13 protein-coding genes, 1 tRNA gene and 1 pseudogene are annotated in these 14,174 nt (G+C 72.0%); 10 read left to right on the top strand and 5 right to left on the bottom strand.

Features of this window, described 5'->3' with window-relative positions:
• The first annotated feature begins 47 nt into the window (after positions 1–47).
• The 7 genes from galU (at position 48) to ACFW22_RS24600 (ending at position 5,426) form a co-directional block, all read left to right on the top strand.
• The gene (gene galU / locus ACFW22_RS24630; protein WP_386408375.1) at positions 48–959 is read left to right on the top strand and encodes a UTP--glucose-1-phosphate uridylyltransferase GalU; all 912 of its coding nucleotides are present in this window, start codon (positions 48–50) and stop codon (positions 957–959) included.
• 4 nt (positions 960–963) lie between these two features.
• A complete protein-coding gene (glp, locus tag ACFW22_RS24625; protein ID WP_386408373.1) occupies positions 964–2,331 on the top strand; it encodes a gephyrin-like molybdotransferase Glp in 1,368 nt (455 codons plus the stop codon).
• Positions 2,332–2,388: 57 nt separating this feature from the next.
• On the top strand, positions 2,389–2,874 hold the full coding sequence (gene moaC, locus ACFW22_RS24620; protein WP_386408371.1) for a cyclic pyranopterin monophosphate synthase MoaC: 486 nt from the start codon (positions 2,389–2,391) through the stop codon (positions 2,872–2,874).
• A gap of 122 nt (positions 2,875–2,996) precedes the next feature.
• Positions 2,997–3,431, top strand: a complete 435-nt coding sequence (locus ACFW22_RS24615; RefSeq protein ID WP_386408400.1) for a molybdenum cofactor biosynthesis protein B — start codon at positions 2,997–2,999, stop codon at positions 3,429–3,431.
• A 14-nt stretch (positions 3,432–3,445) separates the two neighbouring features.
• Positions 3,446–4,039 carry a GNAT family N-acetyltransferase gene (locus ACFW22_RS24610; protein WP_386408398.1) on the top strand — a complete coding sequence of 198 codons (594 nt, stop codon included), beginning with the start codon at positions 3,446–3,448 and terminating at the stop codon, positions 4,037–4,039.
• Between the two features lie 136 nt (positions 4,040–4,175).
• The gene (gene glpR, locus ACFW22_RS24605; RefSeq protein WP_386408369.1) at positions 4,176–5,201 is read left to right on the top strand and encodes a gephyrin-like molybdotransferase receptor GlpR; all 1,026 of its coding nucleotides are present in this window, start codon (positions 4,176–4,178) and stop codon (positions 5,199–5,201) included.
• Between the two features lie 151 nt (positions 5,202–5,352).
• Positions 5,353–5,426, top strand: a tRNA-Ala gene (locus ACFW22_RS24600).
• 245 nt (positions 5,427–5,671) lie between these two features.
• On the opposite strand, the gene ACFW22_RS24595 is transcribed toward ACFW22_RS24600, so the two are convergent.
• On the bottom strand, positions 5,672–6,277 hold the full coding sequence (locus ACFW22_RS24595) for a DUF6461 domain-containing protein (RefSeq protein WP_386408367.1): 606 nt from the start codon (positions 6,275–6,277) through the stop codon (positions 5,672–5,674).
• Positions 6,278–6,665: 388 nt separating this feature from the next.
• On the opposite strand from ACFW22_RS24595, the gene ACFW22_RS24590 reads away from it, so the two are divergent.
• The gene (locus tag ACFW22_RS24590; RefSeq protein ID WP_386408365.1) at positions 6,666–7,766 is read left to right on the top strand and encodes a hypothetical protein; all 1,101 of its coding nucleotides are present in this window, start codon (positions 6,666–6,668) and stop codon (positions 7,764–7,766) included.
• A 337-nt stretch (positions 7,767–8,103) separates the two neighbouring features.
• Positions 8,104–8,922: a DUF4253 domain-containing protein gene (locus ACFW22_RS24585; RefSeq protein ID WP_386408363.1), complete on the top strand. Its 819-nt coding sequence runs from the start codon at positions 8,104–8,106 to the stop codon at positions 8,920–8,922.
• A 69-nt stretch (positions 8,923–8,991) separates the two neighbouring features.
• Here ACFW22_RS24585 and ACFW22_RS24580 read toward each other — a convergent pair whose 3' ends face one another.
• From ACFW22_RS24580 to ACFW22_RS24565, 4 genes and pseudogenes are all read right to left on the bottom strand, one after another.
• A complete protein-coding gene (locus tag ACFW22_RS24580) occupies positions 8,992–9,990 on the bottom strand; it encodes a hypothetical protein (RefSeq protein ID WP_386408361.1) in 999 nt (332 codons plus the stop codon).
• A 365-nt stretch (positions 9,991–10,355) separates the two neighbouring features.
• Positions 10,356–11,114 (bottom strand): annotated as a pseudogene (locus ACFW22_RS24575) (collagenase); the annotation flags it as partial.
• Positions 11,115–11,883: 769 nt separating this feature from the next.
• Positions 11,884–12,729: a DUF3592 domain-containing protein gene (locus ACFW22_RS24570; protein ID WP_386408359.1), complete on the bottom strand. Its 846-nt coding sequence runs from the start codon at positions 12,727–12,729 to the stop codon at positions 11,884–11,886.
• A gap of 92 nt (positions 12,730–12,821) precedes the next feature.
• Positions 12,822–13,301, bottom strand: a complete 480-nt coding sequence (locus tag ACFW22_RS24565; protein WP_386408357.1) for a GNAT family N-acetyltransferase — start codon at positions 13,299–13,301, stop codon at positions 12,822–12,824.
• Between the two features lie 50 nt (positions 13,302–13,351).
• On the opposite strand from ACFW22_RS24565, the gene ACFW22_RS24560 reads away from it, so the two are divergent.
• Positions 13,352–14,155 carry an exodeoxyribonuclease III gene (locus tag ACFW22_RS24560; RefSeq protein WP_386408355.1) on the top strand — a complete coding sequence of 268 codons (804 nt, stop codon included), beginning with the start codon at positions 13,352–13,354 and terminating at the stop codon, positions 14,153–14,155.
• Positions 14,156–14,174 lie beyond the last annotated feature (19 nt).

Here is a 14,174-nt window from a genome sequence, read left to right as displayed (position 1 = left end):
ACCGAAGGCACATCTTCTTCTCATTCTGAACGACTAAGGTGCCCCGTATGAATCAGTCGCTCCCCAGGCTCGGTCGGATCACCAAGGCTGTCATCCCGGCCGCCGGCCTCGGTACCCGCTTCCTCCCGGCGACCAAGGCGACGCCGAAGGAGATGCTGCCGGTCGTCGACAAGCCGGCCATCCAGTACGTCGTGGAAGAGGCCGTCGCGGCCGGCCTTTCCGACGTCCTGATGATCACCGGCCGGAACAAGCGCCCCCTGGAGGACCACTTCGACCGGAACTACGAACTGGAAGAAGCCCTGATCCGCAAGGGCGACGGGGAACGCCTCTCCAAGGTCCAGGAGTCCAGCGACCTCGCGACCATGCACTACGTGCGCCAGGGCGCCCCGCGCGGCCTCGGCCACGCCGTGCTCTGCGCCGCCCCCCACGTGGGCGACCAGCCCTTCGCGGTGCTCCTCGGCGACGACCTCATCGACCCGCGCGACCCCCTCCTCGCGCGGATGGTGGAGGTGCAGGAGCGCGAGGGCGGCAGCGTGATCGCGCTGATGGAGGTCGAGCCCTCGCAGATCCACCTCTACGGCTGCGCGGCGGTCGAGCCCACCGGCGACTCGGACGTCGTCAAGGTGACGGACCTGGTCGAGAAGCCCGACCCGGGCGAGGCGCCGAGCAATTACGCGATCATCGGCCGCTACGTGCTGGACCCGGCCGTCTTCGACACGCTGCGGGAGACCGAGCCGGGCCGCGGCGGGGAGATCCAGCTGACCGACGCCCTGCAGAAACTCGCCTCGGACGAAAAGATCGGCGGCCCGGTGCACGGCGTCGTGTTCAAGGGGCGCCGCTATGACACCGGTGACCGCGGGGACTATCTGCGCGCCATTGTCAGACTCGCGTGCGAACGTGAAGATTTGGGACCGGACTTCCGGGCCTGGCTCCGGAGATACGTCAGCGAGGAGATGTAACACCTTGAGCAGCAGCGCGGCACCGCCGCCGTCCCACGACGACCACCACGAGCACGGCCCCGGGGAAGGGGCCGCCGACCCCTGCGCCGGTCCGGCCCGCGGTCTGTGGTCGGTGGACGAGCACCTCGCCGACATCCTCGCGACGGTCGGCCCGCTCGAACCCATCGAGCTCCAACTCCTCGACGCACAGGGCTGCGTCCTCGTCGAGGACGTGACGGTGCCGGTCGCGCTGCCCCCCTTCGACAACAGCTCCATGGACGGGTACGCCGTCCGGATCGCCGACGTCGCCGGCGCCACCGAGGAGTTCCCCGCCGTCCTCACCGTGATCGGCGACGTCGCGGCCGGTGCCGAGGGCCTGCCCGAGGTCGGCCCCGGTCAAGCCGCCCGGATCATGACCGGCGCCCCGCTGCCGCCCGGCGCCGAGGCCGTCGTCCCCGTGGAGTGGACCGACGGCGGCACCGGCGGGGGCGCGGCCACCGGCATGAGCGCCGCGAGCGCCGCCCCCGAGGGGGCCGGGGGAGAGGTCCGGGTGCACCGGTCCGCCGAGGCCGGTGCACACGTCCGGACCGCGGGCAGCGACGTGCGGGCCGGCGAACTCGCCCTCGCGGAGGGCACGGTCCTGGGGCCGCCGCAGATCGGTCTGCTCGCCGCGATCGGCCGCGGCACGGTCCGGGTCCGCCCGAGGCCCCGGGTGGTGGTCCTCTCGACCGGCAGCGAACTCGTCCAGCCCGGCGAACCGCTGGGCAAGGGCCAGATCCACGACTCCAACAGCTTCGCGCTCGCCGCGGCCGCCCGGGACGCCGGTGCCCTCGCCTACCGGGTGGGCGCCGTCGCCGACGACGCCGAGTCGCTGCGCGCCACCATCGAGGACCAGCTCATCCGGGCCGACCTGATCGTGACCACCGGCGGGGTGAGCGTCGGCGCGTACGACGTGGTGAAGGAGGCGCTGACCGCCGACGGGCAGGTCGACTTCCGCAAGCTGGCGATGCAGCCGGGCAAGCCGCAGGGCTTCGGCGCGATCGGCGCCGAGCAGATCCCCCTGCTCGCCCTCCCGGGCAACCCGGTCTCCTCGTACGTCTCCTTCGAGCTGTTCGTGCGCCCCGCGATCCGCGCGCTGATGGGCGTCGAGGACCTCCACCGGCCCCGGGTGCGGGCGACCCTCGCCGCCGACGGGGCCCTGTCGTCCCCGGCCGGCCGCCGCCAGTTCCTGCGCGGCCGGTACGACCGGGAGGCGGGCACCGTCACTCCGGTGGGCGGTGCCGGTTCCCATCTGATCGCGGCCCTCGCGCACGCAGACTGCCTGCTGGTGGTCCCGGAGGAGACGGAGAGCGCGGAGCCCGGCACCGAGCTGGAAGTGGTCCTCCTCGGCTGAGGGAGCGAGGGTGGGGGTACGGTGTCGTCCCACACAGCGACCGGGAGTGTCACGGCCATGAGCACGCAGCAAGGTCTCACCCACATCGACGAGGCGGGCGCGGCCCGCATGGTCGACGTATCGGCGAAGGACGTCACGTCCCGCACCGCCCGCGCCAGCGGGCGGGTCCTCGTCTCGCCGCGCGTGATCGAGCTGCTCCGCGGCGAGGGCGTCCCGAAGGGAGACGCCCTCGCGACCGCCCGCATCGCCGGGATCATGGGGGCCAAGAAGACCCCCGACCTCATCCCCCTCTGCCACCCGCTGGCCGTTTCGGGCGTCACCCTGGACCTGGCGGTCGCGGACGACGCGGTCGAGATCCTGGCGACGGTGAAGACCACCGACCGCACCGGCGTCGAGATGGAGGCCCTGACGGCGGTCTCGGTGGCCGCCCTGACCGTCGTCGACATGGTCAAGGCGGTCGACAAGGGCGCGGTCATCTCCGACGTGCGGGTGGAGGAGAAGACGGGCGGCAAGTCGGGCCGCTGGACGAGGGCCGAGGCGTGACGCGCGCCGGCCGGGTCGCGGGAGCACACGAGCACGAGGCGGCCCCCGACCGTCCCGCGGAGGTCCCGGCGGAGGCCTATCGCGCGCTCGTCGTCACTGCTTCCAACCGGGCGTCCGCCGGGGTGTACGAGGACAGGGGCGGTCCGCTGATCGCCGAGGGCCTCAGCCGGATGCGCTTCGCCGTGGAGGGCCCCCAGGTCGTCCCCGACGGTGCGCCCGTCGAGGCGGCCCTGCGCGCCGGGGTCGCCGCCGGGTACGACGTGATCGTCACCACCGGCGGCACGGGCATCTCGCCCACCGACGAGACCCCCGAGGCGACCCGACGGGTCCTGGAGCGGGAGATCCCGGGCATCCCCGAGGCGATCCGCGCCCACGGCCGGGAGAAGGTGCCGACGGCGGCGCTCTCGCGCGGTCTGGCCGGGGTCGCCGGCAGCACGCTCATCGTGAACCTGCCGGGCTCTCCGGGCGGGGTGCGCGACGGGCTCGCCGTCCTGGAGCCGCTGCTGCGCCACGCGGTCGACCAGATCCGCGGCGGCGACCATCCGAGAGCGTCGTGATTCCGTCCTGGCCGGTGGTCCTCGTCGACGGCGACGTGCTGCTCCGCCCGATAAAGATGCGTGACCAGGCCGCCTGGCGCGAGGTGAACCGTCGCAACCGCGAGTGGTTGCGCCCCTGGGAGGCGACGGTTCCGCCGCCGGCTCCCGGCGGCCCGCTCGCCCAGCGGCCGACGTACCGCCAGATGGTGCGGCACCTGAGGTCGGAGGCGAACGCCGGTCGGATGCTGCCGTTCGTCATCGAGTACCAGGGCCGGCTCGTCGGCCAGTTGACCGTCGCGGGGATCACCTGGGGCTCGATGTGCTCGGGGCACGTGGGGTACTGGGTGGACCGGGAGGTGGCCGGGCGCGGGGTGATGCCGACGGCGGTCGCGCTCGCCGTCGACCACTGCTTCCGGGTGCTCGGGCTCCACCGCATGGAGGTGTGCATCCGCCCGGAGAACGGGCCGTCCCGCCGCGTGGTGGAGAAGCTCGGCTTCCGCGAGGAGGGGGTGCGACCCCGCTACCTCCACATCGACGGTGCCTGGCGGGACCACCTGGTGTTCGCGTTGACGGCGGAGGAGGTGCCGGAAGGGCTCCTCCGACGCTGGCACCACGCAAGAATGCAATAAGTGTTCGAATTTAATCGCCAGTTGGCGGTCAATCGATCTGAACAATCACAAAAAAGTTCAGTGATATCAGCCAGATCGTGCGACACACCGAGCCAATTGGCCGATGCGTGTTACGGAACCCCTCTACCGTGTGAGCGTGAGCAGCAGCGGCCTCATCTACGCAGTCATCGTCGGGGCCTGGGCCGCCTACTTGGTGCCGATGTGGCTCCGCAGGCAGGACGAGCTGAACGAAGCCCGTCCGACGGAACGCTTCAGCACCGCCATCCGGCTGCTTTCCGGACGGGCGGGCATGGAGCGCCGATACGCCAAGGAGCTCAAGGAACGGGACCTTGCGGCCGAGGGACCGACGCCCGACGTGGACCCGGACGCGGAGACCGAGCACCTGAGCTCGGTCGACGTCCGGGCCTTCTCCGCGCCCGCGGCCAGGACGGAAGCCCGCATCAGCCCCCCCGTCCCCCCGTCGGAACCGGAGCCGCACCCGGCGCCCCGCCCCGCCCCGGGGGCCGCCGAGCGGGCCCGACGCGGCAAGGTCCTCGCCCGACGCCGACGGACCACGACGCTCCTCTTCGTCGTCTTCACCCTCGGGGCGGTCGTCGCGGCCATCGGCGGCGTCGCCTTCCTGTGGGCCCCGGCCGTCCCCGCACTGCTGCTCAGCGGGTACATCGTCCACCTGCGGGCCCAGGAACGCCGTCGGTTCGTGTACGTGATGGACCGGCGCCGTGCCGAAGCGGCAGCAGCCCGACTGCGCGAGAGCCGCCGCCCGGCCCCCATCCCCGAACCGGAGGCCGAACAGACGCCCGCGGTCCCCTCCGTCTCCCCGCAGGAGGCCGACCGGCGCGCCCTGGTCGAGCAGACCGACCACGCGGAGTGGGTGGACCAACAGCGCGAGCGGGGCCCGGCCCGCGGCGACAGCTGGGAGCCCGTACCGGTGCCGCTGCCCACCTATGTCACCGCCCCGGTCGCCCCGCGCGCCACGAGCGGCGTCGACATCACCGACCCGGAGACCTGGAGCTCGGCCCGCTCCTCTACGGCGGCCGACCCGACCCCCGGCCCGGCCCCCCGTCAGCGCACCGCCCGGCCCCACCCCGGCCGCGACCACGGACGCACCCCGCTCTTCGACCAGTACGCGGACGACGACCGCCCCCGAGCGGCCAACGAATGACCCCGGCCGGTCGGGCACCGGGCCCCGGGCCGCCCCCCGCGCATGCGCGCGGCACCCCCTGCGCAGGGTTCCCGATGGCCCCCCGGCTGACCTGCGGCGGGAGCGATTTTTGTTCTCCCCGATCGGGATGCTAATGTTTCACACGTCGCAAGGGCCTGTGGCGCAGTCTGGTAGCGCACCTCGTTCGCATCGAGGGGGTCTGGGGTTCAAATCCCCACAGGTCCACAGACGACAGTTCGCGAGTAGCCCTCGTGGACGTCAGGAGATCCCGTCCGATCGAAAGATCGGGCGGGATCTTCGTCGTTCCTGGGCCCGACGGCTTGAGTCCGGCAGGCACCCCACGCTCCGCCACCTCCGCTTCGGCCGTCACGTAGAGAACACGGGCGCCCGCCCAGCCCTTCCGGCCCCCGGCGAGAACGAGGGCCCCCGCCGTGTTCCCGTCCATCCGGAAACGGACCTTCACGCGGACGTCACCGGATCTGGAGGGTGGCGCAGGCGAACGTCGTGTCCTGGAGCAGCGCGGGGGTGATGGCGACGCCGGTCAGGTGCTCGGCCAGAGCGAACGCCGCGGGTGAGGACAGATCCGTCTCCGGGGCGTCATCGTCGAAGTGGAAGCCGATCCGCTGCATGACGTCGAGGAGTTCGTCGGGCGCCGTGCCCCAGCGGTCCTCCGGAAACATGGGATCGAAGCACAGCCGCAGCACACGGTCCTCTGCCCAGAGGAAGGTGCCGACACCGTTGATGTTGACGAAGTGTGAGACCCAGCTCGCCCCGGCGGAGGCCGACAGGACCCGATCTTCGGTGACACCGAGGTAGCCGTTGGGCTCGATCAGGAGGGTCCAGGCGCCCAGGGCCGTCAGGGCGACCAGTTGACGGTCGCTCTCCGCCAGGTCGTACGGGGCGAAGGCAGCGTCGACGACCGCGTCGATGCCCTGCAGGGGCGCCTCCGGTCGGCCTTCGAGCCGGGACGTCAGCTCGGCGGGCGACAGCCCCCGCACCAGGGTGAAGCAGTACGCCTCGGCGATGTCCGGAAAGTCGTCCTCGAACCACGCGTAGTCCGCTCCGGTCTTCGTCATGCCGTCCATCCTTGTCCCTGCGTCTGACAGCGGCGGACCCGGCCGTCATGGGGCGGGAAACGACCTCCGTCGGTGGGGGAAGCGGTCTTCGCGTGCCTCTGGAACGCCTGGCCAGCGGTACTTGCGAGCACCCCACAGGGGACGGTTCGCGGGTAGCCCTCGTCAGCGTCAGGAGCTCCCGTCCGATTGAAAGACCGGGTGGGATCTCCGCGTCGGAGCGAAAAGCGGGACGACGAGGGCGAGGGGGCACCGACAGGGCAGCACGAGGCGGTGGATGTCCCGGCCGCGAGGAGACCGGCCTACCGCCGGGGTTCGAGCCTTGACCGTCGCCGAGGCCTTTTGAATCATGAGCACGGGTGCGGGCGACATCACGAGGCGGGGGTTCAGCATGGATGACGCGCGGAAGAACGATGCGACAGACGATGTGGATCTGGTTTTCGTGGATCCGCTGGTGCCCGAGGCGGTGCGGAACAGACTGGTCTCCGACCGTCGACTGCTCCTCACGGAGGCCCAGAAGAGCGATCTCGCGCGAGAGGAGGGGAAGAAGAGGGGCGACACCCGGTGGGCGCCGGTCCTGTGGAGCCTGTGCACCCTCAGCGTGCTCGCGTCCGTGACCTGGGCCGGGGCGAGCGGGGGGAAGTGGACGATCGCCGGATTCGTCCTGGTCTTCGGGCTGGTCTTCGTCACGCTCAGGGCCGAGCGGTGGGAGACCGCAGCAGCATGGGCGTGCGTCCTCGGCACGGGCGTACTGATCGCCCTTCCGTTCTTCCCGGCGCGGGCCATGGGGGCTGTTGCCGCCGCCTACCTCGCCTGGCTCGGGGCACTGCTGGCCTTCTACCGAGGCCGAGCCGGCAGCAGTCTGAAGCGGCACTACCGCGACCAGTACATTCGGTCCGACGATCTTGACGAGGAGGGGCGGGGCATCGCCATGCCGACGGTGCGGGTGCTGCGTTCCGTGGCGGTAGCCGCCGAATCGCTCGGCGCCGACGCGGACGTCTCCACGGCCCGGCAACTCGTTGCCGAGCATCAGTGGCACATCGTGCGGACCCTCTTGATGCGCCAGCGGTTGCGGGAGGGCCTGGAGAGCCGTGCTGCCTCAGCCGGGTCCCCGAGCGCTTTGGCCGCTCTTGAGCCCCAGCGGGAAGCCCTTGCCGCGGTCTTCGACGTGGTGCGACGCCAGGCCGATGCCCTCGTCGAGTACCAGGCCAGGCTGGATCGGGTGGTCGCCGTGGAGCGCGAACGGAGGGAGGTCCAGGAGATCACCTCGCACAACGAAGCCTTCGTCGACCTGATCGCGCAGGCGACGGGTTCCATGTCGGTCGACGCCGTGCATGCCGTGTCCGGTGGCCTGACCGAGGCGGAGGAGACCCGGACCCGCCTGGTGCAGGAGGTGCTCGATGCCGGCGAATGGCTGTCGGAGGCCGCTGCGGCGGCCCGTAGGGAAGCCGCCGAGCAGTTGGCCGCACTGGTCGACGTGAGCCCCCGTTGACCGAGTGCCCCCGGCGCCTGTCTCGCCGTACTGGTCGAAAGGAGCCAGGCCCGTCGGGCGGAGCGGGAAAGGATCTCCACCGGTTCGGGGAGCGATCTCCGTGTGCCGCCGGGGTGCTTGCTCGGGCGAGCTCGTGAACACCCCGCAGGCGACGGTTCGCGGGTAGCCCTCGTGGACGTCAGGAGGTCCCGTCCGGTGGCAAGACCGGGCGGGACCTCCGTGGTTCCGGGGCTGGCGCGGGGCCTGTTCGGGGTGGCGGACGGCGGGGCGACCTCCTGCCGTGCCAACGGGCCCCACCGCGAGTGCTGTTGTCCGAGCCTTCCCCTAAGGTCGTCGCATGCTGACGGAGACGAACAACCTGCCCCGGCTCGCGGACGATCCGAGCGGACGGACGCTCGGACTCGACCTCCCCCCGGGGAGGCTGCTGAACGAGACGTACCAGGGGCCCTGGTCGTATCCGCTGTTGTGGCTGGCCGATGCGCGCGCCGTGCCCGGGCAGTGGTCGGCGGAGGGGGCCGCGCGCCGGGCGGCGGAGCTCGCGCCGGTGCTGGTGGACGTCGGCGGCCCGTCGGGCGACCCGGAGGGGTGGGACCTGCTGTGCGGAAACCTGTCCTATCCGGAGGACTTGGGCGCCGACGAGATGTTGTCCTACCACTGGAACGAACTCCGGGAGAAGCGGGCCGGGGGAGTGGTGGCCCCCTTCGACGCGCCGTGGCCGGGACTCGCGGCGGCGGTGCCGTCCGAGGTGGATCCCGATGTACGGGCCGCCCAACTGGCCGATGCCCTCTCGGGTGACGACTCCTGGTTGGAGGAGCCCCGTCTCGCCCTGGTGTCCGCCGAGTGCAACGCCGACGTACCCGCGGCCATCGGCTGGGCCGGCGCGCTGCAACACGAGGACGACGCCGGTGTCCTCAGCGCCGTCCTGCGCAGTTGGGACGAGCGCTTCGGCACCCGGGTCGTGGCGCTCACCGCGAACCGGCTCGTCCTCTCGGTCGCCGCACCGCCCACCACGCTGGACCAGGCGGTGGCCGTGGCGGCCGAGCACGCCGCCTTCTGCCCGGACGACCTCGACCGCAGTCCGCACCGCACGTTGGAGGAGTACGCCGCCCGTGAACTCCTCGGGCGGCGCACCTGGGTCCACCACTGGGACGACTGACCGCCGGAGTGGTTCCCGGCCGGGGCGTGCGGGGCGTGCGGGGCGTGCGGGGGAGCGGGGCGGGGGTGCTCAGGCCCAGGGGGCCATCGGGTACCAGATCAGGTCGCGCCGGGCGAGGATCCGTACGTCCCAGTAGAGGACCAGGAACACGCCGGCCGCGATGAAGGCCGCCGCCATCAGGGCCGAGGCGCGGCTCGGGCGGGCGGTCATCCAGCGGTGCAGCCGGTTCCCGAGGAGGCCGGTGACGAGCAGGAACAGCAGGGACATCACCAGGATGTTGCCGATGCTCTGCAGGGAGAACCCGAGTGCCGCGTACAGGGCGTTGCCGCTCTCGGCGGTGTCCCGGAACAACTGGCGGAACAGTGCGAACGGCCGCCCGATGAGGAAGGCCCCGATGAGGCCGCCCATGAAGTAGAGCGGGGCGTTCGGGAACCGGTGCGTCAGCTTCGCCAGCGGGTCGCGCAGCAGCCCCAGCGCGGCCAGCCCGAGGTACGTCATGATCAGGCCGATCAGCCCGTAGACCACCATCGCCTGGATCAGCCGCCCGGAGAAGGCTCCTCCGCCGCCCTGGCTCTGCTCGAACTGCGGCATGCCGGTGCCGAACAGGGCGACCACCACGCCGTAGGAGGCCGACACCACGACCGCGCCGAGCGCGATCCGGCCCAGCGGGCGGAGGGCGGCGGCCATGCGGCCCCGACGGGTGGTGGATCCGGCGCCGCTCAGGGGTGCCAGCGCGCTGAAGACGGCGACGTTGCAGGCGGTGAACGTGCCCGCGACACCGGTGGCCAGGGCGAAGACGATGCCGGCCAGGACACCCGTGATCGGGGTCTCCTTGGCGGCGTGGCCGAGGAGGGAGTCCGCGACGGTGTCGCCGATGGTCCGGTCGACGAAGCTCGCCGACCACACCACCGTGAGGGCGAACCCGAACAGGGCGCTGACCGCGATGACCAGCGCGCGCCGGCGCGGCACGTGGCCGTTGAAGAAGAAGGAGGGGGCGGGGAGGGTCGGTTCCGTCGCCGGTGCGGGCCGGGAGCGGTTGCTGGGCGACCGCCGTACCGTCTGAGCCATGTCGTGCCGCCTTTCCCGAAGGGGGACGCCAAGGAGGTGGGTCACGCCGGGTTCGGTGCTCCGTGAGGGCCCCGAGGGGCGTGTTCACGGCCTTCCGGCACGCGGGCGCGGCCGGTGCCCGGGTCGCGGCCGGTGCCCCACGGGGGATCGCCATGTGGGGCACCGGTGTCTGCTGGTGCGACGGGGCGGAGGGTGGGACGGGCTCATCGTCCTCAGCCCGGGGGTGGTGGAACAACCTCCAGATTGCTGTGGTGGCGGTCGTCCACGGGGCGTGTTCCCGGCCGGCAGGTGCGACCCCACCGACCCGGTGCGGGTCCGGACGTCTGCGGCCCGGAGGTCTGCGTCCCCTCGGATGCGGGTCAGGCGCCCGCGGCCACCGCCGTCAGCCAGGCGTTCCAGTCGCTCTCGTAGTCCAGCGAGGTGAGGAAGGAGCGCGCGGCGGCCCAGTCTCCGGTGCGGTAGTGGCCGAGTACGGTGGCCACGTCGGCGGGGTGCTCCTCGACCATGTAACGGGCGGCGAGGTAGCCCCAGTTGTAGGTGCGGTTGACGTCGCTGTTGGCGTAGGTGGTGTCGAACAGGGTGCGCAGGGAGTAGGTGTGCTTGCCCGCCTCGGCCACCGCGTTGGCGTAGGTGACGCCGCGGTACGAGTAGGAGACGTACTCCGCGATGCCCTCGCCCCACCACACGGTCGGCGTGGTCTGGCTGGCGTTGAAGTCGCCGTACAGGTCGAAGCGGCCGTCGAGGTAGTGGGTGTACTCGTGGTTGAGGTTCCAGATCTGCCAACCGGGGCTCACGTCGGTGCGCTCGTAGCATATGAACCGCGGCTGGTTGCCGGCCCTGGAGGGGTCTCCCTCCAGGTACATGCCGCCGTTGTCGGTGTCGATGCCGTAGATCTTCCGCGCGTAGTTCTTGTAGTCGGCGCTCGAGTTGAAGACGTCGACCTCCAGGGTGGTGTTGTGGTCGTCCGCGACCGGACCCGAGTCCTTCACCACGCCGTGGAAGTAGGCGTCCTGGTTGGCCAGGCTCGCGCAGGTGGCTTCGAGTTGGGCGGTGGTCATCTCCTGTGCCCGGATCCGCAGCGACGGGCTGCAGTCGTGGACGATCGACAGGATCCGTGATTCCAGTCCGCCACCGCCGGGTCCGCCGGGAGTGCCCTTGGCCGCCTTGCCGTGGGCCGGGCGTTGGGCCGGGTCGGTGAAGACGTGGTCCGCGACGGATTCGACGGGGGCGGCGTGGGCGGGGGCGGCTGCGGCGGCAGCGATGAACAGGGCGGTGGCGAGGGCCAAGACGCGCAAGGTTCGCTCCTGGGGAAGGGGAGGAGGGGGACCCGTCCGTGACGGGCTGCGCAGTAAAATGGCACATGTCACATAGCTTTTCAATATTGTTCACCGAGCCTCGTCGAGCCCGTCTTCGCCCCGTGGTGGCACTTCGCGGCCGTCGACCCCGGGTCGGCATGCGTGCGGGGTGCTCCTTCGCGAGGGGCACGGCGATGGGCTCCGTTTCCATCGGGCCGGGGGCGACGGGGCCGCCGGGTCGGCCTTCCGACGCACCGTCAGCAAGGCGCTCGACGGCACCCCGAGGGGAGGACGCGGCCATCGGCGCACCTTCGTCACCCGCACCGGGGCGTCCGGGGAGCGCGACCCGGACCGCTGTCTCCTGCGCTGCACAACGACGGTGCGGCGGGTATGGACACCGGCTCCGGTCGGTCGTGCGCATGCCCCGGATCGACTCCGCCCGGGTGTTCGTCGAGAGCGCTCCGCGGAGGAGCGGAGCGGCCGGTCCGGATCCGTGACGCCGGGTCAGCCGGTCCGTCGTGGAGCGGCGCCGCCGCGAGCGCCGTGGCGTCGGCGCGGGAGCTGCCCGCCCCCGGGACGCGTCACGGGGGCGGGACCTTCACGGCCTGCCCCGGGCCAAGAGGACCGCGGCGAGTTCACCGAGCGTGCCGAGCGCGATCCCGAAGCCCAGCGCCAAGAAGAACAGGCCGGCGATCAGTTCGAGCAGCCCCCATCCGTGGAGGACCCGGCTCGGCTTCTTCGGGTCGTACCGGACCGTGACCGTGTCGGTGCGGTGGCTGCTCGCCCGGAGGAGGGAGGAGTCCTCGACGTGGACGACGCCCCCGGCGGTCGTGAACCGGTACCGGGGGGTCACGCTGCGGGGGTTGACCCGCTCCCCCACCACGGTGGCCGGTGTGCGGACGCCGCGCCGGAACAGGACGATCGGCACGGACGCGAGGTGCCAGCCCGCGGCGGTGAGGAGGGTGCCGACGAGGAGTGCCAGGTGGAGGAAGCCGATGCGGCTCGCCGTCGGCCTCGGATCGGCCAGGAGGAAGCCCAGCAGCAGGAGGGCCGCGTACCCGACCAGGCCCCCGGCCAGGGCGACCCCCGGCCGGGGCCGGCCGATGCGCGAGGGGAGGACGGGGACGAGGGGCACGGAGACCCGAGGGGCGGTGGTGGGGGCGGTCGTGCTCGGGCGCGGCGGCACCACCCCGTCCAGGGCGTCGTGGAAGGAGCGCGCGGCGGCGTCGTCCTGGCTGGTCACCGTGTACGAGACGGTGTCCACGAAGCCGTGCGTCCGTTCCTCGGCGTCCAGGCGGACGGCCGTCCGGTCGGCGGCGGACAGCAGCGAGACGCGCAGGAGGTCCGCCAGCGGTAGGGTCACCGTTTCGCCGGGACGGATCACGGTGACGAGTTCGCCGTCGAACCGGAACTCGCCGTCGATTCCGCGCAGCACCTCCTCCACCGGCCACACCCCCTTCCCGGCAGGCTACACACGCCCGGGCGTGCCGGAGGGGCGGTCGGAGCCGTCCCGCCGGCCTTCGGCCGTGTCGGGCCTCAGGCCAGCGACTTGGCGAAGTAGCGGCTCTGGGGGTGGTCGCGGTAGTAGCCGAACCGGGAGCAGGGGGCGTAGCCGCTGGAGGCGTAGAGGGCGATGGCCTCCGGCTGGGCGGTGCCCGTCTCCAGGACCATGCGGGTGCGGCCGGCGGCACGGGCGTCGACTTCGAGGGCGGCGAGGATGCGGCGGGCCAGGCCCAGCCCGCGGGCCTCGGGGACCACGTACATCCGCTTCAGTTCGGCGTCGCCGTTCGCGTAGCCCTGCTCGTTCTCCTCCTGGCTGCGCCAGCCGCCCGTGGCGACGGGGCGGCCCTCGGGGTCGTACGCGAGGAGGTAGAGGCCGCGGGGCGGGACGAACATGTCGGCGTCCAGCGGTGTGGCGTCGCCCTCGTCGCCGTAGCGGACGGCGTACTCCGCCTGGACGGCGTCGTCGAGCGTGACGGCGTCGGGGTGGTCGTAGGGCGTGGGCTGGATGTTCATGCGGACCATTGTATATGTGTGCAGTATCGGTGTGTCGGTATTCTCCCGGGATGCTCACTGTCACGACTGCGAATGTCAATGGCCTCCGTGCCGCCGCCAAGAAGGGCTTCGTCGAGTGGCTGGCCGGCACCTCCGCCGATGCCGTCTGCCTCCAGGAGGTCCGCGCCGAGGAGGCGCAACTGCCGGCCGAGGTGCGCGCGCCCGAGGGCTGGTCCGCCGTCCACGCGCCCGCCGCCGCCAAGGGGCGCGCCGGCGTCTCCCTCTACACGCGCCGCGAGCCCGATGCCGTGCGGGTCGGCTTCGGGTCCACCGAGTTCGACGTCAGCGGCCGGTACGTCGAGGCGGACCTGCCCGGGGTGACCGTCGCCAGCCTCTACCTGCCGTCCGGCGAGGTCGGCACCGAGCGGCAGGACGAGAAGTACCGGTTCATGGACGAGTTCCTGCCGTACCTCAAGGAGCTCAGGGCCCGCGCCGCCGCCGAGGGGCGCGAGGTCGTCGTCTGCGGTGACTGGAACATCGCCCACCAGGAGGCCGACCTCAAGAACTGGAAGGCCAACAGGAAGAACGCCGGCTTCCTCCCCGAGGAGCGGGAGTGGCTCTCCCGGGTCCTCGACGAGGGCGACGGGGGGTACGTCGACGTCCTGCGCGCCCTCCACCCCGAGCAGGAGGGGCCCTACTCCTGGTGGTCCTACCGGGGGCGGGCCTTCGACAACGACAGCGGTTGGCGGATTGACCTGATCGTCAGTTCGCCTTGCTTGGCCGAGCGCTGCGTGAAGGCGTACGTGGAGCGGGCGGCGAGCCACGCGGAGCGGTGGAGCGACCACGCGCCCGTCACGGCCGTCTTCGACCTGTAGGGAGAGGCAGCGGAAAGCC

Origin of the sequence: Streptomyces sp. NPDC058872, assembly GCF_042743065.1 — a bacterium.
Lineage (GTDB): Bacteria > Actinomycetota > Actinomycetes > Streptomycetales > Streptomycetaceae > Streptomyces.
The sequence above is the reverse complement of the archived record's forward strand: the minus strand, read 5'-3'. Positions and strand labels throughout refer to the sequence as shown.